This window comes from Micromonospora sp. DT41 (genome assembly GCF_049841715.1).
In the GTDB taxonomy this organism is placed as follows: Bacteria; Actinomycetota; Actinomycetes; order Mycobacteriales; family Micromonosporaceae; genus Micromonospora; species Micromonospora profundi.
Genome location: NZ_JBNCKU010000002.1, coordinates 196,474 through 218,711, shown reverse-complemented (window position 1 = coordinate 218,711; position 22,238 = coordinate 196,474). Strand labels below are relative to the sequence as shown.

Genomic DNA, 22,238 nt, shown 5'->3' with positions numbered 1-22,238 from the left:
AGGACATGTGCGGCATGGACGTGATCGACGACAGCGTTCCCGTTGACGAGTTGGTGTCGGCCGTGAAGAGCGCGGTGAAGCGGGCCGGCATCTCCAGCACCGACACGCACCGGGACCTGCGTGTCGCGTCGGTGCAGCTGACCCTCAGCGCCGTCGCCACCACGAAGCTGGGCGGTGGCCTGGACTTCCGGGTGCCGGTGATCGGTTGGAAGGTCAAGGTGGGCGGCAGCCACTCCCGGCAACGCACGCACACCATCGACATCACCCTCGTGCCCGAAGACCTCCCGGACCAGCACGAACTGCGTGACGCCGCGGTCGAGGAGACCCTCGTCGACGCGATCACCACGATCCGCGCGGCGGTCGCCGCCGGCACCAGTGGCGACGACCCGCTGGTGCTCAGGGCTGGCACTGTGGAACTCGTCTTCGGCGTCACCGACCAGGGCACGATCTCGGTGGGCGCGGAGGGCGAGCTGACCGACGAGGTCACGAACACGCTCCGGATCGAGCTGGTCGCGGCGGCCTGAGCCGCAGACGCCACGCCACGTTCAGGCCGGAACCACGACTGCCACGTTCAGGCCGGGACCAGGACCGCCTCCCTCAGCAGGCGGCGGGCCAGGGTGACCCGGTCGGCGTCGTCGGGCAGGCCGGGCAGGTCGCCGACCCGGGTGACGGCTCCGGTGAGCAGCGCCCGAACCGCCGGCTCGCAGGCGACCGGCAGGGTGATGGTGCGGTCGAACAGACGCAGCGCCACGGTGTCCGGCCCGTGCGGCACGAGCTGCCAGCGCAGACCGGGGCGCGGGGCGAGCCGGGACTCCGCGTCCAGGGCGTCCAGCGCGGCGGCCTGGGCCAGCGGACGGATCGGCGCCGGACGGGCGGCCGACCAGGCGCGCTGGCGCAACCGGCCCGCGACAGCGCCCGGGTCGGCGCGCAGCAGCCAGTCGCGCAGCGCCTCCACCGTCTCGGTCAGCTCCGGCTCGATGGCCTCCGGGTCGGCGACGTCGGTGCCGAACGGCAGGCTCGCGCGCAGCCGCTGGTCCTCGGCGGCCAGAGCCAGCAGCTCCTCGACCAGGGCGTAGCGGGTCAACGCGCGCACGCCCACTGTCAGGTGCAGCGAGCTGGCCTCCTGCGCCTGGGCGCTGTGCAGCCAACCACGCGGCAGGTAGAGGGCGTCGCCGGGAGCGAGCACCACGTCCAGCGCGGCGGGGCCCTGCGCGGTGGCGCCCACCTCGTCGGCACGGCCGCCCCAGGGCTGCTTCTCCAGCGGGTCGGGCAGCACCGGAGGGTGGATCCGCCAGTGCTTGCGCCCGTCGACCTGGAGCACGAACACGTCGTGGGTGTCGTAGTGGGTGGCGAAGCCCTGGCTGCCCGCCGGCGTGAGGTAGGCGTTGACCTGTAACGGCTGGTTCAACGCGAGCCCGAGGTCACGGGCGAAGTCGACGACCGGCGGCCAGATCCGGTGCAGGCCCTGCAACACAAGTGTGGCGCCGGCGGCGTACTGCTCCAGTACCCGCTCGTCGAGCACCTGGTCGCCGATCTCGGCGCCGGCGCCGCCACCGCCTGTGAAGCGGGCCGCCGGCACGATCTGGCCGTCCTTGGCGACGCGCAGGAACGGGGTACGCAGACCGCGTCGGCTCAGCAGCTCGTCGGCGTCGGCGGGGCTGAGCAGGTCGGTGAAGCCCGCCGGGTCGGGCAGGTCGGCGGCGCGGGACAGCAGCGGCGTGTGGCCCCAGTACGCGGCGGCGAACTTGGCCGGCTCCACCGAGACGCAGCGGGCCAGCGCCGTCGTGGCGTCGGCGGACGGAACCGCCGGGCGGCTGGGGCCGCCCGGCGGGTCGAGATCTGTCACGACGGTGCCCTACCGGGCGCTGCCGTCAGCGCCACCGTCCTGCTGGCCGGGGGTCGCGCCACCATCGGCCGGACCCTCCGCGCCGCCATCGGCACCACCGTCGTGCTGGCCGGGGGTCGCGCCACCATCGGCCGGACCCTCCGCGCTGCCGTCCGCGCCACCGTCGTGCTGGCCGGGGGTCGCGCCACCATCGGCCGGACCCTCCGCGCTGCCATCGGCACCACCGTCGTGCTGACCGGGCGTCGCGCCACCATCGGCCGGACCTTCCAGGCCACCGCCACCGGTGGTCTGCATGTCGTCATCGTTGAGTGCCATGGGAACTCCCTCGGATGTGCCGCCCCGCCATACGCCGGGGTTCGTCGTGCAGCGGGTGGTACCCCACACGCGATCTTCTCTAACCCACACCGTAGACGCCGAAACGGGGCGACACGGGCAGTTCACCGACGGCGGGTCCGGGTGCCAGGATGGGGTGGTGATCCTGGTGGGCACCTCCGGTTGGCAGTACCGGGACTGGCGCGGCCGCTTCTATCCGCAGCAACTGCCCCAGCGGCTCTGGCTGGAGCACTTCGCGGCCGGCTTCGCCACCGTCGAGGTCAACAACGCCTTCTACCGGCTGCCGGAGCGGGACACGTTCGCCGCGTGGCGGGCGCGAACCCCGGCGGACTTCTGCGTCGCAGTGAAGATGAGCCGCTACCTCACCCACATCAAACGGCTGCGCGAGCCGGCGGAGCCGGTGGCCCGCTTCCTCGGCAGGGCCACCGCGCTCGGTGACCGGCTCGGCCCGGTGCTGCTGCAACTGCCACCGAACCTCCGGGCCGACGTCGATGCGCTCGACGCGACACTGCGGCTGTTTCCCGCCGAGGTACGGGTGGCCGTCGAACCGCGGCACCCGTCGTGGTGGACCGACGCCACCCGTGCGGTGCTGGAGCGCCGGCGCGCGGCGCTGGTCTGGGCCGACCGGCTGGGCCGCCCGGTCGCCCCGCAGTGGCGCACCACGGACTTCGGCTATCTGCGGCTGCACGAGGGACGGGCGCGGCCGTGGCCCCGCTACGGCCGCGCGGCGCTCGGCTCATGGGTGCGTCGGCTCACCGACGCGTTCGGCGCGGACGAACCGGCGTACGTCTATTTCAACAACGACCCCGGTGGCGCGGCCATCGTGGACGCTGTCGCCTTCGCCGCGCTCGCCCGCAAGGCCGGTCACCCGGTGTCCCGGGTGCCGTCGCCCGCCTCCGACGACTGAGCCCGCCCGACGGTCGTCGGGCGGGCCTCCGGCCGCAGCGTGTCACGGCAGCATCGTGGCGAGATCCTTGGGCATTGTGTCCTTCACGTCCTGCCACTCGCCCTGGGTCACGTGCCGGCGCAGGGTGTCAAGCACCACCTGCGCCACCCGCTCGGGGCCGCCCTGCACGTCGTACGGGAACCCCTGGCGGACCTCGTAGAGGAAGTCGTCCCGGTTGAGCTTGATCGGGACGTCCGACGGGTTCCATCCGTCGAAGTAGATCCCCCGCACCAGGACCGGCAACTGCTGGGCGAACTCGACGCTCTCGTTCACCGGCAGCCGGTCACGCAGCAGGTGCAGGACGGTGCGCAGCGCCGCGTACGACTGGTTGCGCCGCTCCTTGGGCCACCCGTAGGCGGACTCGATGTCCTTGAGGATCAGGTTCGTCTTGTCCAACGAGGACTCGAACGCCGAGATCATCGTGTCAGCCATCGGTCGTCCCCCGTTCCGTGATGTCCCACCGTCTGTCGTCGGCGCGTCGCGGCGGTCCCGCCGGCCCACGACGGGCCCGTATCGGGCTGCCCTGCTGGGTGCGGCGGGCGTTGTCGGCAGTGCCGACCACGCGCAGGACGGCGCCACGCCGCCGATCGCTCACCACTCGAACCGTCATCGGTGTCACCTCCGTGTCGTCTCCGGCGCACGGTCGCCACCGGCGACCCCACGCACCCCTCCACCGTGCCGGTCGGACGGGTGAGCCGGCCCCACCCGGATCGGGTGAGCCGGCCGGTCAGGCGGTGTCGAGGAGCCCGGCGAGGGTCTTCGCGTTGGTCTGGGCGTAGTCCCGATAGCAGTTGTTCATGAGTACGTGGGTCTGCCCGGCCTCGTCGGCCAGTTCGCGCAGCTTCGGCGCCCAGTCCGCCAGCTCCTGTTTCGAGTAGTGGTAGCCGAACTTCTCGTGGATGTCCTTGCTTGTCCACTTGTCGCTGTGGCCGTGAAAGCGCATCACCGCGAGGTCTCCGGTGGCGGCCAGCACCGGGGGCACCGACGAGCGGTGACCCTGCGGCATGTCCACGCAGACGTACGACAGCCGGTGCTCGCGCAGGAAGGCGAGCGTCTCCTCGGCGTTGTCGCCGTCGAACCAGGAGGCGTGCCGGAACTCGTAGACCGGGCGCAGTGGCGAGCAGCGCTTGGCCACCTCCAGCAGGTACTCCTTGTTGGCCCGCTTGATGGTGAACCAGGGCGGGAACTGGAACAGCAGCGCGCCCAGCTTGCCCGCCTCGACAAGCGGGTCCAGTGCGGACAGGAAGCGCGTCCACACCTCCTCGTACGACTGCGCGGGCAGGTCGTCGGGGTAGACGTTCTTCTTGTCGGTGTCCGGCCGCAGGTCCTTGTACAGCGCGTTGACCCGGGTCGGATGCCCGGTGAGCATGCTGAACGCCTTGATGTTGAACGTGAAGCCCGCCGGGGTGCGCTCTGCCCACAGCCGCGCCGTCGCCTCGGCGGGCGGCGAGTAGTAGGTGGCGTCCACCTCGACCAGCGGGAACTGCCGGGCGTAGTAGGCCAGGCGTTTCTCCGGGTTGTCCGCCGTCTGCGGATACCAGCCGGAGTCCAGCAGGGTGCGGTCGGTCCACGACGCGGTGCCCACGAGAATGTCACCCATGCGTTGAGTCCATCGTGTCGCGGACCGACCGGCAACCGCTGGCGTCGCTCAGGCCGCCCGCCGCTCGCGGGTCTGCTTGCAGGTCACGCACGTGGTGGCGGCCGGGAAGATCTCCAACCGTTCCACGGGGATCGCCGCCGAGCAGCCCTCACACCAGCCGTACGTGCCTTCGGCGAGCCGACCGAGCGCGTGCTCGTACTGGGCGCGCCGGTCCAGGATGGTCCGCAGCAACGACTGGGCGGTGTCCCGCTCGGCCGTCTTGGTGCCGCTGTCGGCCTGGTCGTCGCCGGCGGTATCACCGACCTCCACCAGGCGCAGCACCTGGCTCTGGAGAACCGTCTGCTCGTACTCCGCGGTCAGCTCGTCGTAGCGCGCCTGAAGGGAAAGCCGGATCTGGTCGATCTCCGTCTGGGAACGGCCCGTACCGACCGTGTCGTGGACGAGCATCGCTGCCTGCCTTTCCTGGGCCTGGTGGCTCAATGTGAACCGGGTGCCGGCGGCGGAAAGCCCCGGTCACGGTCGCATCCGGTACGCGGGCGGTCACCCGCGCTCTGTGAGCCGGGCGAGTACCCGCCGGAGGTGCCGGCCAAACCGGCGAATTTGTCGTCTCGTTTCAGCCATCGACGCCCGGTTCGACGAGCGCGGGATGTCGAGGGTCGTCGGCCCGTACCACCACGTCGGCGAAGCTTGCGGGGACGACCTCGTCGGCGTACCTGTCGAAGGCCGGAAGCGTCCACTCCTGGGAGGGCCCGGTGCGTCGGCGCAACGCCGCAGACGACAGCTGAAGGTGGACTGTCACGTCGAAGGGCAGACCCCCGCCGAGCAGCAGCGCGCCGCTGACAAGGACCACACCACCGGGCGGCAGGTCGACGTACCGGGCGCGGCTGGCCCGGTCGGCGGTGGCGTCCCACAGCGACGGGAGCAGTCGGCCGTCGCCGCCGGGGCCGGCCGGGTCGAGCACCTCACGGCGTAGCCCCGGCTCGTCGACCCAGCCCTCGTAGTAGGAGTCCGGGTTGGTCCGGCCGAGTTCGAAGCGCAGCGAGGCGGGCCGCAGGAAGTCGGCGGCGCGGACGTGCAGCACCGGGCGTCCCCGGGCGCGCAGCGGGTCCACCAGAGCCTCGGCCAGCTCGTCCGGGCCGGCGGCGGGGGCGCCGTCGACGGCCACCCGCAACCGGGCGGGCTCGGCGTCGGTGGCGGCGTCGACGAGCCGGCCGGTCAGCTCCGCGACGAGCAGGTCGGGCGAGATGGGACGGATACGCACCGGACCATCCTGCCCCGCGTGGGACAGGCGGAGGGCGGCGGTCAGCCGGTGCGGTCGATGGTGACGCGGGCGTCGTCGGCCAGCCGGTAGCCCACGCCGTAGACGGTGGTGACAAGGGGGACGTCCACGCCGACCTTGCCGCGCAGCCGGCGGACGTGCACGTCGACGGTACGCACGCCCGCGTGCTCGTAGCCCCACACGGCGTTCAGCAGTTGCAGCCTGGTGAACACCCGCCGGGGATGGGCGACCAGGTGCAGCAGGAGGTCGAACTCGAGGCGGGTCAGCGGCAGCGGCTCGCCGTCGCGCAGCACCGACCGGGACGCGGCCAGGATGTGCAGGGCGGGGATGGTCGGGGTGAGCGCTCGGGCCGGCGACCTCGTGGCCGGCGGCGTGTCAGGGCGACGCTCGGCCGGGACCGCGTTGACGACAACGCCCTCACCCTGCTCGAGCATCTCGCGGGCCGCCTCGAGCAGCCGTCGTGCCGGTGCGGTCAGTGACTCCTCGCAGGCCAGTGGAATGGACAGCGTCACAGTGAGCATCGGTGCCACGGTGCTCGCCGGACGGCGCTGGCCGCCAGGGGGTCGACCGGGAACCGCGGGTTGCGACGTGTGCCATCCGGCGCGCGACGAGGCAGGGCTGACCGACATGGTCCTCCTTGGGCTGGTCCGGGTATCTCCCCACGGCCCGGGACGCCGCTCCATCGATGCTTCCCGGCGCCTGAGCGAGGGTCAAGAGGCGGCTGCGTTGCATGAATGTGACAATTGACGAACACATCGCAGCCAGACGCTCGCTCTGCGTGCGACGTCAGATGATTACAGCAGAGCCGCCAGGATGCCCCGATACGGGGGTCCCCGTCCTGTTCACCGGGTCGCCGCGACCCGCCTCCGATCGGCCGCCCGCCCGCTGGTCAGCGAGTGTGGTCCACGCTGATCCGCGCCTCGTCGGCCAGCCGGTAGCCCACCCCGTGGACTGTGGTGACCACCTCCACGCCGTCCAGCTTGGCGCGCAGGCGACGTACGTGCACGTCCACGGTGCGGACGACCGCATGCTCGTAACCCCAGACGTTCGACAGCAACTGGAGCCGGGTGAAGACACGGCGCGGGTGCTCGGCCAGAAACAGCAGCAGGTCGTACTCGATGCGGGTCAGCGCCACCACCCGGTCACCGCAACGGACCGCCCGCGAGCCGGCCAGGATGAGCACGTGGTCGGAGTCGGCGGCGGCGGTCGCGGGCGGCGGCGCCGGTGCGACGACGGCGGCGGTCGCGGGCGGCGGCGCCGGTGCGACGACGGCGGCGGTGCCGGTGGTGCTCAGCTGCCCCTCGCCGGCCTCGGCCAGTTCGCCGAGCAACTGCACCAGCCGGGCCAGCCGGGGGCTCAGCGGCCCGGGGGTGAGATCCAGCGTGATGGTCAGGGTCGGGCCGGTGCGCTGGCGGCTGGGGCGGGCCACCGGGTGGGGACGCGTGGGGATGGCGACGACGGACATGGTGCCTCCTGAGATGGCGGTACGCCCGCCACGCCCGGTGCGGCGTGACGGTCAGCGGCGCGCCCAGCCGGCGGTGACCGGGGACGCGAGGGGGGACGCGTGGTGCAGCGGGGTCGGGCCGAGGGCCGGCAGGCCGGCGATCCGCCAGGCCGCGAAGCCACCGTCGACGTCGGTGGCCCGGTGCAGGCCGATGTCCTGCAACGCGGCGGCGGCCAGCGACGAGGTGTAGCCCTCCTGGCAGAGGATCACCACCGGCACGTCGTAGTCGACGGCCTGGGGCAGGCGGGACGGACAGCGCGGGTCGAAGCGCCACTCCAGCACGTTGCGTTCGACAACGAGGGAGCCCGGCACGACGCCGTGCGCGGCCCGCTGTGCGGCCGGCCGGATGTCGACAAGCAGGGCGCCGGCCCGGTACGCCAGGTGTGCCCGCTCCGGGTCGAGCCTGTCGAGTCGGGCGCGGGCGGCGGCCAGGATCTCGTCGATGCCGCGGGAGCCCGGTGGCGGCACGGGAGCCGGACAGTGGTCGGCGATGACCTGCATTATCGGGTTCCTTCCGGTGACGGGGGTGATTCGGTGCCGACGGTCGCTCACCAGGACCGGCCGGCCTCGGCGACCTCGGCGGCGCGCAGACGGCCGTCGACGAGGTCGTAGCGGGTCATCCGGCGCAGCGCCGGCCGGTAGACGTGGACGCTCACCGCTGGCGTCACACCCCGGTTGGTGACGACGTGCACGTGCCGGGAGCCGAAGCGGCGACCGGAACCGGCGGGCAGCAGCCGGGGGCTCAGTCGTCCTCCGCTTACCGTCTCCTCGGTGAGCGCTCCGGCGACCACCCGGAACGCGCCTGCGGACCCGCCGTGGTCGTGCAGGTCGGTGCCCTGGCCGGGCAGCCAGCTCAGCGCCCACACCTCGTGGTCGACGCCGGTGGCGAGCCGGGCGTACCAGCGCTGCACGGGGTCGAATCGCAGTGCGACCGGCCACCTGGTCGGGTCGGCCCATTCGGCGGCGACGGCCAGCAGGTCGGTGTCCGTGCGGTAGTGGATCATCGGTGTTTCCTCGCGGGTCGTTCGACGGGGTGCCTCCGTACTCTAGCCGTCAAACCCTATAGGTTTAGTAGGTAATTTCACATGCCGGGACACCAGCCCTCGGGCCACGGTTCAGCGCAACACCGGTGGGTCCACCCGGTAGCCCGGCACCGACGGCCACCGCACTGTCAGCACCGTCGACGCCACCTCGGCGTACCAGGAGTGATCCACCCCCCGGCCCCACACCACGTAGTCACCCGGCGCGGCCAACCGCACCGTCCGGTCCGGTAACTCGACCCGGAAACAGCCCTGCACGAGGACGAGAAGCGTGGTCCGACGCTCCCCGGTGGCCCACCGCGACCGCGCCTCCCCCGGCCGGTGCACACCCCACTTCACCTCGACGTCGGTGCTGTGCCGGATCTCCCCCGGCGGCGCGAAGTGCCCGAGCAGCCAGCCCGCGTTGCCGGCGCCGTCCACACCCGCGTTGCCCACGTAGACCGTCTCGCCCATCGGACCCTCCCCCAGCCTGCCGGCCGAGCAACCTATCAGGACGCCGACGGCTAGCCTGGACCGGTGACCGACGACCTTGACGCCGAGACCCTCGCGTTCGCGCACCGGATGTTCGACCTGGCCCGCGCCGGCTCCACCGAGGAGCTGGCCGCCCAGATCGACGCCGGCCTGCCGGTCAACCTCACCAACGACAAGGGCGACACGCTGCTGATCCTGGCCGCCTACCACGCCCACCCGGACACGGTGGCCGCCCTGCTCGACCGCGGCGCCGACCACACCCGCACCAACGACCGGGGGCAGACCGCGCTTGCCGCCGCCGTGTTCCGCAGCAGCGCCGACGCCGTCCGCGCGCTGCTGGCCGCCGGGGCCGACCCGGCGTACGGCAACCCGTCGGCGGCCGACACCGCGCAGTTCTTCAACCTGCCGGACATGGCTGAGCTGCTCCGGGCGGGCTGACGCCGACCCCGACCGACCGGTATACAGGGGCGATGGAAGGTCCCCTGTCCGAGCAGATGCGCGCCGCCGGCACCTCGCTGCTGGCCGCTCTCGACCCCCCGGCTCGCGCCGCCGCCGGCTACGCGTTCGACGACGATAACGCCCGCCGCTGGCTGGAGTACCGACCACGCCCCCGCCCCGGCGTCAGCCTCGCCGACCTGGACATCGCCGGGCGCAAGGCCGCGCACCGGCTCCTGGCCACCGCGCTCAGCCCTTCGGCGTACGCGCAGGCGATGGCAATCATCGCGCTGGAAGAGGTCCTCGATCGGGCCGAGGGATGGCGGCGCGGGCGACACAGCGGCGACTACTGGGTGGCAGTCTTCGGTGATCCGGCACGCGACGACCGGTGGGCGTGGCGGCTGGAGGGCCACCACCTGTCGGTGACAATGACCGTGGTGGACGACCAGGTCTCCCCCGCCCCGATCTTCTTCGGCGCCAACCCGGCCGCCGTCCGCTATGCCGGACGCCCCGTCTCCCGGCCGCTCGGCGTCGAGGAAGACCTCGCCCGCGACCTCCTCGACGCGCTCGGGCCCACCGAACGGGCCGCCGCGATCATCGCCGACGAGGCACCGGCGGACATCATCAGCGCTACCCGCCCCCACGTCGACGGCCCACTGGAGCCACTCGGCGTACCTGCCGACCGGCTCCGCCCAACCGGACGCGCGCTGCTGCACCAGATCGTCGCGCTCTACCTGGACCGGCTGCCGCCCGAACTGGCCACCGCGGAGGCTGCCCGCCTCGACGCCGGCCAGCTGCACTTCGCCTGGGCCGGCCCGACCCGACCGGGCCAGCGGCACTACTACCGGGTGCAGGGCCACGACCTACTTATCGAGTACGACAACACGAGCGAGGACGGCAACCACGCGCACACAGTGCTCCGCCGCCCCGCGAGCGACTTCGGCACCGACGTCCTAGCAACCCACCACAAGTCCCACCCCCACTAACGCCCGCCGCGCCGCGCCGCGCTTGCCGATGACCATGCCGCCGACCCCGGCCGGCATCAGCCCAGACGCCGTGCCGCGTCGATCATGGAGTTGTGGTGGGCGGCGCGCCCCGATACGTCGCTTTTGTGAGGCACCACAACTCCATGATCGACGGTGCGGGGATCAGGGGCGGGTGGCTTCGATGAGGAAACGTTCGGCGTGGGCCACGAAAGAGCCTTCGGTGGTGATACGGCGATGCAGGGCCAGCAGCGCGGGACGGTGGGCCTGCACGGTGAACCCGGGCACCGTCCAGATCACCTTGCGGAGGAACCAGACCACCGCGCCGATGTCGAGGAAGACCGCACGCAGCCTGGCCCGCCGCAGGTCGACCACCCGCAGTCCGGCTGCCTCGGCGTCGGCAACCGCCTGCTCGGGGTGCCGCGTTGCCGGCGCTGGCAACGGACCGAGGATCGCCTCGCTCAGCTCCCGCATGGTGCCCGGCCCGATCTGCTGCGACAGGTACGTCCCACCCGGGCCCAGCACCCGCGCCGTCTCCACCCAGTCGGTACGCACCGGATGCCGGCTCACCACCAGGTCGAAGGAATCGTCACGAAACGGCAGCGCCGACTCCGGGGCGACAGCCACCACCGTCGCGCCGACCCGCCGCAGCGTCCGGCGGGCCACCTCGACGTTCGGCGGCCACGCCTCGGAGGCCACCAGCACCTTCGGGGGATGTGGCACCTCGGCGAGCACCTCACCTCCGCCGGTGTCCACGTCCAGCGCGGCGTCAGCGCGGACCATCCGGTCGGCGACCAGCCGCGCGTACCCCCAGGGCGGCCGCTCCTCGGTTGCCCGGCCGGCCAGCCAGTCGAAACCCCAGCCGTCGACGGGCGCGGTGGCGGCCTCGGCGATCAATTCCTCGACGTCGCGGGTGTCGTTCATGGCGGTCAGCCTCGCCGGCCGGCGCCCCGGCCGGCAAGCCATTTGCCTTTGGCTGACCGGACCCGCATCCCGTCCGTCACCGATTTCGCACCACCTGGCCGCACCGCACCGCACCGCACCGCACCGCACCGCACCGAGCTGACAGAGCAGGGCCTAGCCATGCCGGCCGGGGCGGGGAAGGCCAGGGCAGGCGGGGCGGCTGGGCCGGGCGGGCCGGAGGGCGGGGCCGGGTTGTGGCGGGGCGGTCAGGGGCGAGGACGGACGATTTCTACTGTGGAACCGGCGAGCGCGTCGAAGCTGCCGGCCTCGGCCCGGCCCGCGTCGAACTGGCGCATGAGCCGCGCGCCCAGGTGCACCCCGACCCCGCCGATGGCCAGGGCGACCAGTTCGGTGACCAGGATCGCGACCGACGCGCCGCGCTGCGGAGACTGCGCCCGAACGAGGCAGGCGATCAGGAACATGCCGGCCATCGCCGCGTTGGCCAGGTTGAAGGCGATCGCGGTCCGACGGGTGCGGTCGCCCGGCACGTCCCACAGGTCGATCATGCCGGCCACCACTGTGAGCGCGGCGGCGACAAGCGCGGCGACGCCCGTCCAGTAGCCGACCTCACCGAGGAACGCCGGCCCTCCGATGACGTCGGTGAAATCGAAGACGGTGGCGCTGACAAAGAGCCCCATCGGGAACGTCACAAGCATCGGTTGGATTGGATGCCCCTGCACCCGCAGCCGGCTCTGCATCGGTCCTCCCCAGGTTTGTGCAGCTCAGGAATTCAGAGTGCTACCCGGGTCATCCGATTGTGAAACGATTCCGCCCGGCTCACCACCGACCGGAACAACGGGCACGCCCACCCGACACATTGATCGACTCGACTTCCTGGAAATCGGGGTGTCCGGATCGCGAGGACACCCCGATTACATGAAACTCGAGTCGATCATGGGCGGGCGCAGCGCGGCGCTCGGCGATCAGCTCTCGCGGGGACGGGAGACCGTGCGGACGAGGCGTTCCGCCACCTGGCGCAGCGGGATGTCCAGCGACGAGGCGGCGGCGCGCAACACGCCGAGGGCCTCGGCCGGCGGGCAGCCGCGCTGCGTCATGATCACGCCCACGGCCTGCCCGACCACCCCGTCGAGCAGAAGCGTGGCGTCCCGCTCGTCGGCGAGGACCTGCTGCCGACCCCGGTCGCGTACGGCGGCAAGCAGCAGGCCAGCGTGTTCGGCGAGCAGCATCGCTGTCAACTGGTGCTGCGGGGTGAGCATGTCCGGGGCGCCGGCGTACAGGTTGATAGCCCCGATCACCTGGTCGTCGATGTCGACCGGTGCGGAGATCACGCCGCGTACGCCGAGGTCACGGGCACGTGCGGTCCAGACCGGCCAGCGCGCCTCGGCGGCCAGGTCGGCGGCGAGGATCATCTCGCGGCGCTGGATGGCGCTCATGGCCGGCGAGTCGGGGCCGTGTCGCAGGTCGTCGAGGCCGGCCATCCGCTCGTCGGAGGCGGCCACACCTGCCGGCTCGCCGGCCCGCAGCGCGGTGAACCCACACCAGCGGACGCCAGCCACCGCGTCCCGGGTGATCCGGACCAGCGCCAGCAGGGCCTCATCGAAATCGGTCAGCGCGATGAGGCCGGCGGTCAGTTCCCGCAGCAGTGCGGCGGTCTCCAACACGCCGAGTCGTTCGACGACCGGTTCCCGCGTGTCCAGGTTCACCGGCGCACTGCCCTCGTGCGCCCTCGTATGTGTCCCGCCGACGTCGTCACGTGTGCCATCGTCTGCTCTCTTCTGAACTTGACCGACCCGCCCTACTACCCTCGCAAACCGGGATCGAAACGGCGAACCCGGGGCCTCCCCGACAGGCGGGACGTGCCGCGGAGCCCTGAACGCCCGACCGGAGACCCGATGACCAGCACCGCCACAGCCCCGACGCCGCGCGGACGCCCGACCGAGGAACGCACGCCCGCTCCTCGAACGGTCACGCGCCGACCCCCAGCGCCGCAGAACCCCGACCGGCACACGAACGCGCGATCGGGGCCCTGCGGACGGCGGGGCAGGTGTGGCAGGTCGGATCAGCGCGAGGCGCCGCTGAGCCGCCGTCCCACCGAGGCGATCAGCCGGTCCAGCTCGGAGCCGAACGGGTTGTCGTGAACCAGGTACGTCCAGGTGGCGGTCGGCCGGACCAGGGTGCTCTCCTCGGGCTCCCAATCCTCGTCGAATTCGGTCTCCTCGAAGGTGGCGAGGGTACGGGCTTCGATCTCCGGCACGAGGTTGTTGAACGCCGGAACGGCCGCCCGGTGGAACTCGTCGAGCGGGTCGAGCCGGCCCAGCGCGCGCAGGTGCACACCTTCGCGGACCTCGGACAGCTCGGCCAGGTGCTCGGCCCACAGCCGGTCCAGGTGGTAGAGCGCGATCGACCGGGCGGCGCGGGCGAGCAGGTCCTCGTCCATCTCGCCGGCCTTGTCGGGCATCTTGTCCAGCAGCATCAACGCGGCCACGTCGCTGGTGAGCAGACGCTCCCGGCGCTCGGCGAGGGCCTTGCGCTGCTGCTCGATCACGACGCTGTAGCGCCAGGTGTTGCGGTGGATCTCGTGGTTGACGCCCTCGGCGACCCGCTGGGCGTGCTCGACGGCGTAGTCCACCTGCTCGTCGGTGACGAGCCCGTCCGCGTTCATCCGGGGCGAGGCCGGCACCGAGTCGGAGGCGTGCCGCACGACCAGGTCGTCCTCCAGGCTGACGAAGAAGACCGAGCCACCGGGGTCGCCCTGACGGCCGGCGCGGCCGCGCAGCTGGTCGTCGACCCGGCGGCTGTCGTGCCGACCGCTGCCGATCACGTAGAGCCCGCCCAGCTCGGCGACCCGCTCCTGGTCGGCCTGGTCGCTGCCGCCGAGCCGGATGTCGACGCCCCGACCGGCCATCTGGGTGGAGACGGTCACCGCGCCGTACGCGCCGGCCTCGGCGATGATCGCCGCTTCCTCGTCGTCGTTCTTGGCGTTGAGCACCACGCAGGGCACACCGGCGGCGTTGAGCCCGGCGGCGAGCCCTTCGGACTCCTTGACGTCCAGTGTGCCGATCAGCACGGGCCGACCCTTGGCGTGCCAGCGCTGGATCTCGTCGATGAGCGCCTCGTCCTTCTCGGCGCGGGTGGCGTAGATGCGGTCCGGCTCGTCCTCGCGGACACACGGGGTGTTCGGCGGGATCACCGCGACCTCCAGGCCGAAGAACTCCCGCAGCTGGTCACCGACAAGCACCGCCGTGGCGGTCATGCCGCACACCTTGGGGTAGAGCGCGATGTACGCCTGCACGGCGATGGTGCCGAGCACCTCGCCTTCGGCTGTGGCGTCCAGCCCTTCCTTGGCCTCGACGGCCGCCTGGAGCCCGTCGGGCCAGCGGCGGCGCTGGGCCACCCGGCCGCGCATCTCGTCGATCAGCTCGACCGAGCCGTCCCGGACGATGTAGTCCACGTCGCGGTGCAGCAGTGCGTGCGCGTGCAGCGCCACGTTGACAGCGGAGAGCTGCGCGACGTGCTCCTCGTCGTACAGGTCGATGCCGAGCTTGGCCTCGACGGCGGCCAGGCCGGTGGCGGTGAAGGCGACGCTGCGCCCGTCCTCGGCGACCGTGTAGTGCCGGTCCTTGCGCAGGCCGCGGACGAGCGCGGCGGCGGCGTGCACCGGATCCTGCTCGCCCGGTACGGCGCCGGCGAGGACCATCGGCACCCGCGCCTCGTCGATCATGATCGAGTCGGCCTCGTCGACGATCGCTGTGGTCAGCGTCGGCTGCACCCGGTCGGCCACGTCGGTGACCAGCTGGTCGCGCAGGTAGTCGAAGCCAGCCTCGCTGACCGAGACGTAGGTGACGTCGCAGGAGTAGGCGTCGCGCCGCTCCTGCGGGGTGGACGCCTCGTTGACCCACCCGACCGTCAGGCCGAGCAGCTTGTAGACGGGCTCCATCCACTGGGCGTCGCGGCGGGCCAGGTAGTCGTTGACGGTGAGCACGTGCACCGGCCCGTTGCCGAGCCGGACGTGCCCGTACGCGGCGATCGTGGCGGTAAGGGTCTTGCCCTCACCGGTGGCCATTTCGGCGACCTTGCCGGACAGCAGCGACATCGCGCCGAGCAGCTGCACGTCGTACGGCCGCTGGTCGAGGCCCCGGCGAGCGGCCTCGCGGCCGACGGCGCAGATCTCCTCGTACCCGGCGGCGACGCCTGCGGCCTCGGTCAGCTCGGCGTCGTCGAGCGCGACGAGGTCATCCTCGCGCGCCGCGATCGCCGGCAGCAGCTTCTCCAGCGGAGCAAGATCCACGGTGTGACCGGGGCGCTGCAGGAACCGCCGGAACTTGCTCTTGAACCGTTGCGACACACCCATGAGCGGCAACGGTACGCGATTCGAGCCGCCTTCTGCGGCCCGGCCGGTCGGTCATCTGCCGGCATGTCGGTACGGAACGCCTGTGGATCAGCCGACCAGCAGTTGGTGGGTGGCCAACTCCCTGTAGAGCGGGTCGGTGGCGGTCAGTTCGGCGTGGGTGCCCACGGCGCTCACTCGGCCGCCGTCGAGGACGACGATCTGGTCGGCGTCGACCACCGTGGCGAGCCGGTGCGCCACGATCAGCAGGGTCCGGCGGACGGCCACCGCGTCGATGGCGCGGCGCAGGGCTGCCTCGTTGCGCGCGTCGAGGTTGCTTGTCGGCTCGTCCAGCAGCAGCACCGGAGGGCTGGCCAGCAGCGCCCGGCCGATGGCCAGCCGCTGCCGTTCGCCTCCGGAGAGCAGTACCCCGCCCTCCCCCACCTGCACGTCCAGGCCCTGCGGGGTGCGGTTCGCCAGATGGCTCAGGTTGACCTCGTCGAGGACCTGGTGCAGCCGCTCGTCGGTGGCGTCCGGGGTGGTGATCAGCAGGTTCTCCCGGAGCGTGCCGGCGAGCACCGGAGCCTCCTGCTCGACGTAGCCGAGCCGGGCCCGCAGCACGTCGCGGGGCAGTTCCCGCACGTCGGTGCCGTCGATGCGGACCGCGCCGGCGCTCACCTCGTAGAAGCGTTCGACGAGGGCGAGCAGCGTCGACTTGCCGGCGCCGGAGGGCCCGACAAGCGCGGTACGGGTGCCGGCCGGCACCGCGAAGCTGACCTCGTGCAGGACCTCCTGGCCGCCGGGGTAGCCGAACCCCACCCGGTCGAACTCGATCATCGGGGTGGGCTGGCGCGGGGTTGCCGTTGCACCTCCGGGCATCGGCCGGTCCGCCGCGCCCTCGGCGGGCACGGCGAGGATCTCCTCGATCCGTTGCAGCGCGCCCAGGCCGCTCTGCAACTGGGTGTACGCGTTCAGCACCTGGGCCAGCGGCAGAGCCAGGAAGAACAGGTACATGACGAAGGCGACCAGGTCGCCCACGGTGATCGCGCCGGCGGCCACCCGCGCCCCGCCGATGCCGAGCACAAGCAGGAAGGCGCCCTGCACGGTGACCGTGCCGATCGGGCCGACCACCGCCTGCACCCGGGCCACACGCAGGCCCGCCGAGTACGCCTCCCGGGCGCTGCCGGCGACGGTCTCCGTCTCCCGGGCCTCGGCGCGGCTGGCCCGGATGGTGCGGGCCGCCGAGATGGCCCGCTCGACCGCCGAGGTCATCTCGCCGACCCGCTCCTGCGCGGCGCGGGCCAGTGCCCGCACCCGGCGGGCGAAGGTGGCCGCGAAGCCCAGCCCCAGCCCGACCCCGAGCAGCGTGACGCCGAACAGCAGCGGGTCGAGAAGCACCATCGCGGTGCCGGCGCCGACCACCATCACCGCACCGGTGACCGTCTCGAAGAGCCCGGAGGTGACCACCGCCCGCAGCAGTGTGGTGTCCGAGCCCACCCGGGAGAGCAGGTCACCGGTGCGGCGGCTGTCGTACTCGGTGATGGGCAGTCGCAGCAGATGCGCGGCCAGCCGCCGGCGGGTGGTCAGCACCAACCCTTCGGCGGTGCGTTGCAGCAGGTAGTTGCGCAGTCCGCCGATGGCCGCGCCGAGCAGCACCAGCACCACGAGCACCGCTACCAGCCGGGACACGCCCTGGCCGTCGGTCACCCGGTCGAGCACCGACCGGGTGAGCAGGGGCTGGGTCAGCGACGCCGCGGCGCCGGCCAGCGACAACAGGCCCACCACGACGAGGGTGCCGCGGTGTTCCCGAAGGTACGGCAGCAGGGCGGTCAGACCGACGGGACGGTCCTTCGGGGTGCTGCCGTCCTTCGGGGTGCTCATGCCGGGAACGGTAGCCCGCCGACGCACCCGAACAGCGCGCCGCGGCGACGGGTCACACTGCCAGCACCACCTGCAACTCCTGGCGGCGGCGCTCGGCGAGGTCGGTGAGCAGGGTGGCCGCGTCGTCGAACGGCACCACCGCCGAGACCAGGTGCTTACCGATGGCGTCCCCGTACGCCCGCAGCAGGTCGATGGTCTCGGCCGACAGCCGTTCGCGGTCCCAGGTGGGCGCGAGCCCGCGCGGGACCCTGCCGATCTGGGCGCAGCGCAGCGCCAGCCCGTTGTGGTGGAACTCCTCGCCGAGGCGGACCGCGTCCGCGCCGCCCTGGTAGAAGGCCAGGTCGATCACGGTGCCCTGGGGGCGCAGCAGCCGCAGCGCGAGCTGCAACGCCCACGCCTGACCCCGGCACTGGAACACCACGTCGGCGCCCCGGTCACCGGCGGTGTGCGCCCACCGGGTCTTGAGGACCACCGCCGGGTCGTCCGCCTCCGGGTCGAGGGTTTGCAGGCCGAGCGCCTCGGCGACCTGTCGGCGCTGCGCGGTGGGGTCGAGGACGACCACTGAGGCGGCGCCGTGCCGCCGGGCCAGCAGGGCGGTCAGCAGCCCCACCACGCCAGCGCCGATCACGGCGACCCGCCGGCCGCGTACGCCGTCGCCGAGTGACCGGACGTCCGGGCCGTGCAGGTCGGCGGCGGCGTGCAGCAGGCCGTTGGCGCAGATCGGGCCCATGTGGGCGACGTACACGCCGAGCAGCGGGTCGAGGTCGTCGGGCAGCGCCACGAACCGTTCGGCGACCGGGTCGGCGAGCCAGCCGGTGCGGTGCCCGTACGTCATGGCGCCTACAGTGCCCACGGCGACCGCCGGGGTGGCGCTCTCCACCACCCGGCCGACCTGCATGTAGCCGAGCCGGGTGACCGGGTACCTGGTGCTCGCCTCGCCCGGCTGGAACAGGCCGAGGTCGGCGTTCCAGGTGACGTGCAGGTACGGGTTGGTGCCCTTGACGTAGCTCAGCTCGGTGCCTGCGGAGACGCCGCTGAACAGGGTCTCGACGCGGAACGTGCCAGGGCGCAGCTCCGCCGCCTCCTGCTCGACGATCTCCACCCGGCCTGGCGCGCTGACCGTGACGACCCGCTCACGCATCGACCGTCACCCCCGTGCGGAGCAGCGCCGGAGCACCGGGAGCGGTGAGCCGTACCGTCGCTCCGGTCCGCGCCGAGTCGGCCACCGCGAGGGCCAGCCGCTGGGTGCCGAGGGCCTCGACGTACGGGACGCGCACGTCATCGCCGATGCCGCGTACCGCGTCGACGAAGGCGCGGTCCACCGCCACCCGGGCGGCCTCCGGATCGGCGGGCAGGTGCCGTTCGCCGTCGGCGTCACGGATCGACAGGCCGTCCTCGGTGAGCGACAGGGCCAGCCCGTCGGCGAGGATCTCCAGCCCGGCCCGGTGCTTCCAGCCCAGCACGCAGGCCGCGCTGAGGGTGCCGACCGCGCCGTCGGCGAAGCGCAGCGCGGCGGTGGTCACCGAGTCGATGTCGGCGCCGTCGACCGGCGGTGGCGTGCCGTTGCCGTACGCGGTGACCTCGGTGACCTCGCCGGCCAGCACCCGGATGAGGTCCAGTACGTGCGCGGCCTGCTCGACGACCGGGCCGCCGGAGCGGTCCCGCACCGACCACCAGGCGACCGGCGGAACCTTGTCCAGCCAGGCGCCGCTGACCATCCGAACGGGACGGTCGGCGAGCAGCTCGCGGGCCTTGTCGACAACGCTCAGGTAGCGCCAGTGGTGCCCGACGGCGGTACGCAGCCCGCGTCGGGCGACGAGGTCGGCGATGCGCTCGGCGGTGACCAGGTCGACGGCGACGGGCTTCTCCACGAACATCGGCACACCGGCGTCGATCACCGCCTCCTCGGCGGGGCCGTGCGCGAACGGTGGCACGCAGACGTACACCGCGTCCGGCGCGGCGGCCAGCAGCTCGGCGACGTCGCCGTGGACCTGCCCGCCGTGCTGCGCGGCCAGCGCCGACGCCGCCTCCGGCAGCACGTCGGTCACCCCGACGAGTTCGATGTCGTCGAACCCGGACAGCACCCGGGCGTGGCGCTGTGCCACTCCGCCCGCGCCGATCAGACCCACCCGGCATTTCCGCATTCAACAACCTCTTTCGAGAACGTTTCTCCTTCGATGGGAGCAGTCCCCTGGGGTGTGCGCAATCAAACGTTCATGCCCCGGGAACGCGACAATGTCACCACCGTGATCAAGCTGTTGCTCCGGAAACGGTTAGCGCGTGGTGGCGAGTGGGAAGAAGCACTGTCGCTATTTCCACGCACGAACAAAGGGGGTGCCCGTGCGGGATACGACCGTGTCACCGGTGGTGGAGGCGTGGGCCACGTACCGGACGACCTCGGCAGCGGACTGGCCGGCGCGCCGGCTGCTGCGTGCCAAGGGGGAGAGCCGGGTCAGCGTGGTGCTGCCGGCGCGCAACGAGGAGGCCACGGTCGGAGCGATCGTGTCGACCATCCGCGAGCACCTGATGGACCGGGTCGCCCTGGTCGACGAACTGATCGTGGTGGATTCGCGGTCGACCGACCGCACCGCGCAGGTGGCGCGGGCCGCCGGCGCGGAGGTGGTCAGCCAGGACGTGATGACCCGCGGGCTACCCCGGCTCACAGGCAAGGGCGACGCCCTCTGGGCCGGGCTCGCCGCCGCCGAAGGGGACGTGGTGGCGTTCATCGACGCCGACCTACGGGAGTTCCGACCGCACTTCGTGAGCGGGCTGCTCGGCCCGTTGCTCACCGACCCGTCGGTCGATTTCGTGAAGGGCTTCTATCACCGGCCCCTGGTGGGCACGGCAAGCGTGGAACCCGACGGCGGCGGTCGGGTGACCGAGTTGATGGCCCGCCCGCTGCTCAACCTCTTCTGGCCCGAGCTGGCCGGCTTCGTGCAGCCGCTCGCCGGTGAGTACGCCGGCCGCCGCGACGTGCTGGCCCGGGTGCCGTTCGTCTCCGGGTACGGGGTGGAGACGGCAATGCTGATCGACCTGCTGGACCTTGTCGGCCTGGACGCGTTGGCGCAGGTCGACCTGGGCGAACGCAAGCACCGTCACCAGGACACGGCGGCCCTCGGCAGGATGTCCGCCCAGATCATGCTGACCGCCTGGTCCCGGTTGCAGCGGCGCGGCTGGGCGGCGCCCGGCACGGTGCCGGAGGCCCTGTTGACGCAGTTCCGTCGGGGCGGGTCGGACACCCTGCCGAACCTGGACCGCGAGATCGTGGTCAGCGACGTGTCCATCGAGGAGCGTCCGCCGCTGGCGGAGCTGCGTCACCGGGTGCCGCGTCGACGGGTGGCCGCCGCGTGAGCGCGAGGAGTGAGCCGATCTCGCGAGCCCCGCAGGCGCGAACCAACGGCACCGTGAGCACGACAGTGCGGCGCGGGAGCGCCGCCATACCGAAGGGCGGAATCCGATGAGCCTCACCGTGCTGATGAACGCCGGCCCGTGGCTGTCGGTGCCCCCACCGGGCTACGGCGGCATCGAGAACGTCATCGCCACCCTGGTGCCCGAGCTGCGCCGACTGGGCGTACGCGTGGTCCTCGCCTCGGTGCAGAGCAGCGCCCTGCCGGTGGACGAGAAGGTGTCGGTCTTCGCCGACGGGCAGTTCGCGTCGCTGCAACGGCCGTACAACCAGGTCTGCGGAATCGCCCAGGCGCACCTCGCCGGGGTGGTCCGCGAGCTGCACGCACGCGACGACATCGACCTGGTGCACGACCACGTGGAGGCGGTGGGGCTGGCCACCCTCGCGGCGATGGGGCCGTCCGGGCCGCCGACCCTGCACACCCTGCACTGGGATCTCGCCAAGCACCCCGACCTGTACGGGAGCCTGGACGGCGGCGACCGGGTCCGGGTCAACGGCGTCTCCGCCTCTCAGCTGGCCCGTGCCCCACTGGCGCTGCGCGAGCACTCGGTGGGTCACGTGCACCTGTCCACCCCGCTGGCCGTGGACGCCGACCGCCGGCCGCGACCCGACAAGGGCGAGCACCTGCTCATCCTGGGCCGGATCAATCCGGGCAAGGGGCAGGACGTGGGCGCCCGGCTCGCGCAGCGGGTCGGTTTCCCGCTGGTGCTGGCGGGCCCGGTCGGCCCGTACCATCGCCCGGCCGACCTGGCGGCGGCCGGCGACGAGGCCCGGCAGAACCCGGACGTGCGGTTCTTCCTCGACGAGGTCGCCCCGCACGTCGACGGTGATCTGGTCCGCTGGGTCGGCACGGTGGCCGGTCAGGAACGCGACGACCTGCTCGCCAGCGCCCGCGCATCGCTGTTTCCGCTGCGCTGGGAGGAGCCGGGCGGCACTGCGGTGGTCGAGTCGCTCGCCCTGGGCACGCCAGTCGTGGCGACCGCGCGGGGCTGCCTGCCGGAGCTGATCGAACACGGCCGCACCGGGCTGCTCACCGCCGACGAGGAGGAGTTGGCCGATCTCGTCCTGGCCGCCGACCTTCTCGACGCCGACGAGTGTCGCCGGGTGGCCGCGCAGCGGTTCACGCCGGCGGTGATGGCCCAGCGCTACGTCGAGCTGTACGAACGGGTCCGGGAGCTGGCCAGCGCGCCGCGCCTTCAGCCCGTCTGACCTGCCCGTACCACTTGCTGCCGCCGAGGGCCTGACCGCCGTCGGCGGCAGCGG

Annotated in this window: 25 protein-coding genes; 6 read left to right on the top strand and 19 right to left on the bottom strand. The window is 72.5% G+C overall.

The window, feature by feature from the left end:
• The first annotated feature begins 14 nt into the window (after window positions 1-14).
• Window positions 15-524 (top strand): trypco2 family protein, encoded by a 510-nt coding sequence (locus ACLQ23_RS04950; protein WP_355594820.1) that lies wholly within the window; start codon window positions 15-17, stop codon window positions 522-524.
• A gap of 47 nt (window positions 525-571) precedes the next feature.
• On the opposite strand, the gene ACLQ23_RS04945 is transcribed toward ACLQ23_RS04950, so the two are convergent.
• Window positions 572-1,846 carry a cupin domain-containing protein gene (locus tag ACLQ23_RS04945; RefSeq protein WP_425880395.1) on the bottom strand — a complete coding sequence of 425 codons (1,275 nt, stop codon included), beginning with the start codon at window positions 1,844-1,846 and terminating at the stop codon, window positions 572-574.
• A gap of 9 nt (window positions 1,847-1,855) precedes the next feature.
• On the bottom strand, window positions 1,856-2,161 hold the full coding sequence (locus ACLQ23_RS04940) for a hypothetical protein (protein ID WP_425880394.1): 306 nt from the start codon (window positions 2,159-2,161) through the stop codon (window positions 1,856-1,858).
• 157 nt (window positions 2,162-2,318) lie between these two features.
• On the opposite strand from ACLQ23_RS04940, the gene ACLQ23_RS04935 reads away from it, so the two are divergent.
• Window positions 2,319-3,086 (top strand): DUF72 domain-containing protein, encoded by a 768-nt coding sequence (locus ACLQ23_RS04935; RefSeq protein ID WP_197281527.1) that lies wholly within the window; start codon window positions 2,319-2,321, stop codon window positions 3,084-3,086.
• Between the two features lie 42 nt (window positions 3,087-3,128).
• Here ACLQ23_RS04935 and ACLQ23_RS04930 read toward each other — a convergent pair whose 3' ends face one another.
• From ACLQ23_RS04930 to ACLQ23_RS04885, 10 genes are all read right to left on the bottom strand, one after another.
• The gene (locus ACLQ23_RS04930) at window positions 3,129-3,557 is read right to left on the bottom strand and encodes a DUF2267 domain-containing protein (RefSeq protein WP_053655778.1); all 429 of its coding nucleotides are present in this window, start codon (window positions 3,555-3,557) and stop codon (window positions 3,129-3,131) included.
• Entirely contained in the window at window positions 3,550-3,735 is a 186-nt protein-coding gene (locus ACLQ23_RS04925; protein WP_425880393.1) for a hypothetical protein, read from the bottom strand. Before ACLQ23_RS04925 ends, ACLQ23_RS04930 begins: the two co-directional genes overlap by 8 nt.
• A 117-nt stretch (window positions 3,736-3,852) precedes the next feature.
• Window positions 3,853-4,725: a DUF72 domain-containing protein gene (locus tag ACLQ23_RS04920; protein WP_425880392.1), complete on the bottom strand. Its 873-nt coding sequence runs from the start codon at window positions 4,723-4,725 to the stop codon at window positions 3,853-3,855.
• 48 nt (window positions 4,726-4,773) lie between these two features.
• Window positions 4,774-5,172 (bottom strand): TraR/DksA family transcriptional regulator, encoded by a 399-nt coding sequence (locus ACLQ23_RS04915; protein ID WP_053655776.1) that lies wholly within the window; start codon window positions 5,170-5,172, stop codon window positions 4,774-4,776.
• 166 nt (window positions 5,173-5,338) lie between these two features.
• Window positions 5,339-5,986 (bottom strand): uridine kinase, encoded by a 648-nt coding sequence (locus ACLQ23_RS04910; RefSeq protein WP_053655774.1) that lies wholly within the window; start codon window positions 5,984-5,986, stop codon window positions 5,339-5,341.
• 41 nt (window positions 5,987-6,027) lie between these two features.
• The gene (locus ACLQ23_RS04905) at window positions 6,028-6,633 is read right to left on the bottom strand and encodes a winged helix-turn-helix domain-containing protein (RefSeq protein WP_355629606.1); all 606 of its coding nucleotides are present in this window, start codon (window positions 6,631-6,633) and stop codon (window positions 6,028-6,030) included.
• 260 nt (window positions 6,634-6,893) lie between these two features.
• Window positions 6,894-7,397: a winged helix-turn-helix domain-containing protein gene (locus tag ACLQ23_RS04900; RefSeq protein WP_425735596.1), complete on the bottom strand. Its 504-nt coding sequence runs from the start codon at window positions 7,395-7,397 to the stop codon at window positions 6,894-6,896.
• Window positions 7,398-7,520: 123 nt separating this feature from the next.
• Window positions 7,521-8,009: a rhodanese-like domain-containing protein gene (locus ACLQ23_RS04895; RefSeq protein WP_355629600.1), complete on the bottom strand. Its 489-nt coding sequence runs from the start codon at window positions 8,007-8,009 to the stop codon at window positions 7,521-7,523.
• A 47-nt stretch (window positions 8,010-8,056) separates the two neighbouring features.
• Window positions 8,057-8,512, bottom strand: a complete 456-nt coding sequence (locus ACLQ23_RS04890; RefSeq protein WP_355629598.1) for a cysteine dioxygenase — start codon at window positions 8,510-8,512, stop codon at window positions 8,057-8,059.
• A 111-nt stretch (window positions 8,513-8,623) separates the two neighbouring features.
• Window positions 8,624-9,001 (bottom strand): signal peptidase I, encoded by a 378-nt coding sequence (locus ACLQ23_RS04885; RefSeq protein WP_355629595.1) that lies wholly within the window; start codon window positions 8,999-9,001, stop codon window positions 8,624-8,626.
• A gap of 63 nt (window positions 9,002-9,064) precedes the next feature.
• Here ACLQ23_RS04885 and ACLQ23_RS04880 point away from each other — a divergent pair, with 63 nt between their 5' ends.
• Window positions 9,065-9,457, top strand: a complete 393-nt coding sequence (locus tag ACLQ23_RS04880; RefSeq protein ID WP_053655767.1) for an ankyrin repeat domain-containing protein — start codon at window positions 9,065-9,067, stop codon at window positions 9,455-9,457.
• A gap of 32 nt (window positions 9,458-9,489) precedes the next feature.
• On the top strand, window positions 9,490-10,440 hold the full coding sequence (locus ACLQ23_RS04875) for a DUF3500 domain-containing protein (protein ID WP_355629592.1): 951 nt from the start codon (window positions 9,490-9,492) through the stop codon (window positions 10,438-10,440).
• Between the two features lie 162 nt (window positions 10,441-10,602).
• Here the strand turns inward: ACLQ23_RS04875 and ACLQ23_RS04870 are convergent, their stop codons facing one another.
• The 7 genes from ACLQ23_RS04870 to ACLQ23_RS04840 form a co-directional block, all read right to left on the bottom strand.
• Entirely contained in the window at window positions 10,603-11,361 is a 759-nt protein-coding gene (locus ACLQ23_RS04870) for a methyltransferase domain-containing protein (RefSeq protein ID WP_425880391.1), read from the bottom strand.
• 245 nt (window positions 11,362-11,606) lie between these two features.
• Complete coding sequence (locus ACLQ23_RS04865; RefSeq protein WP_355629590.1) at window positions 11,607-12,098, bottom strand: DUF2231 domain-containing protein; 492 nt, start codon at window positions 12,096-12,098, stop codon at window positions 11,607-11,609.
• A gap of 225 nt (window positions 12,099-12,323) precedes the next feature.
• Window positions 12,324-13,064, bottom strand: coding sequence for a GAF and ANTAR domain-containing protein (locus tag ACLQ23_RS04860; RefSeq protein ID WP_355629587.1), 741 nt, complete (start codon window positions 13,062-13,064; stop codon window positions 12,324-12,326).
• A gap of 356 nt (window positions 13,065-13,420) precedes the next feature.
• Window positions 13,421-15,712 carry an accessory Sec system translocase SecA2 gene (gene secA2 / locus ACLQ23_RS04855; RefSeq protein WP_425880390.1) on the bottom strand — a complete coding sequence of 764 codons (2,292 nt, stop codon included), beginning with the start codon at window positions 15,710-15,712 and terminating at the stop codon, window positions 13,421-13,423.
• 87 nt (window positions 15,713-15,799) lie between these two features.
• Window positions 15,800-17,569 (bottom strand): ABC transporter ATP-binding protein, encoded by a 1,770-nt coding sequence (locus tag ACLQ23_RS04850; protein WP_425735572.1) that lies wholly within the window; start codon window positions 17,567-17,569, stop codon window positions 15,800-15,802.
• Window positions 17,570-17,621: 52 nt separating this feature from the next.
• Complete coding sequence (locus tag ACLQ23_RS04845; RefSeq protein WP_425735571.1) at window positions 17,622-18,710, bottom strand: zinc-binding dehydrogenase; 1,089 nt, start codon at window positions 18,708-18,710, stop codon at window positions 17,622-17,624.
• Entirely contained in the window at window positions 18,703-19,713 is a 1,011-nt protein-coding gene (locus ACLQ23_RS04840; RefSeq protein ID WP_425880389.1) for a Gfo/Idh/MocA family protein, read from the bottom strand. Before ACLQ23_RS04840 ends, ACLQ23_RS04845 begins: the two co-directional genes overlap by 8 nt.
• 223 nt (window positions 19,714-19,936) lie before the next feature.
• On the opposite strand from ACLQ23_RS04840, the gene ACLQ23_RS04835 reads away from it, so the two are divergent.
• Both ACLQ23_RS04835 and ACLQ23_RS04830 read left to right on the top strand, forming a co-directional pair.
• On the top strand, window positions 19,937-20,920 hold the full coding sequence (locus tag ACLQ23_RS04835) for a glucosyl-3-phosphoglycerate synthase (protein WP_425735595.1): 984 nt from the start codon (window positions 19,937-19,939) through the stop codon (window positions 20,918-20,920).
• Between the two features lie 106 nt (window positions 20,921-21,026).
• Window positions 21,027-22,184, top strand: a complete 1,158-nt coding sequence (locus ACLQ23_RS04830; RefSeq protein ID WP_377674000.1) for a glycosyltransferase — start codon at window positions 21,027-21,029, stop codon at window positions 22,182-22,184.
• Window positions 22,185-22,238 lie beyond the last annotated feature (54 nt).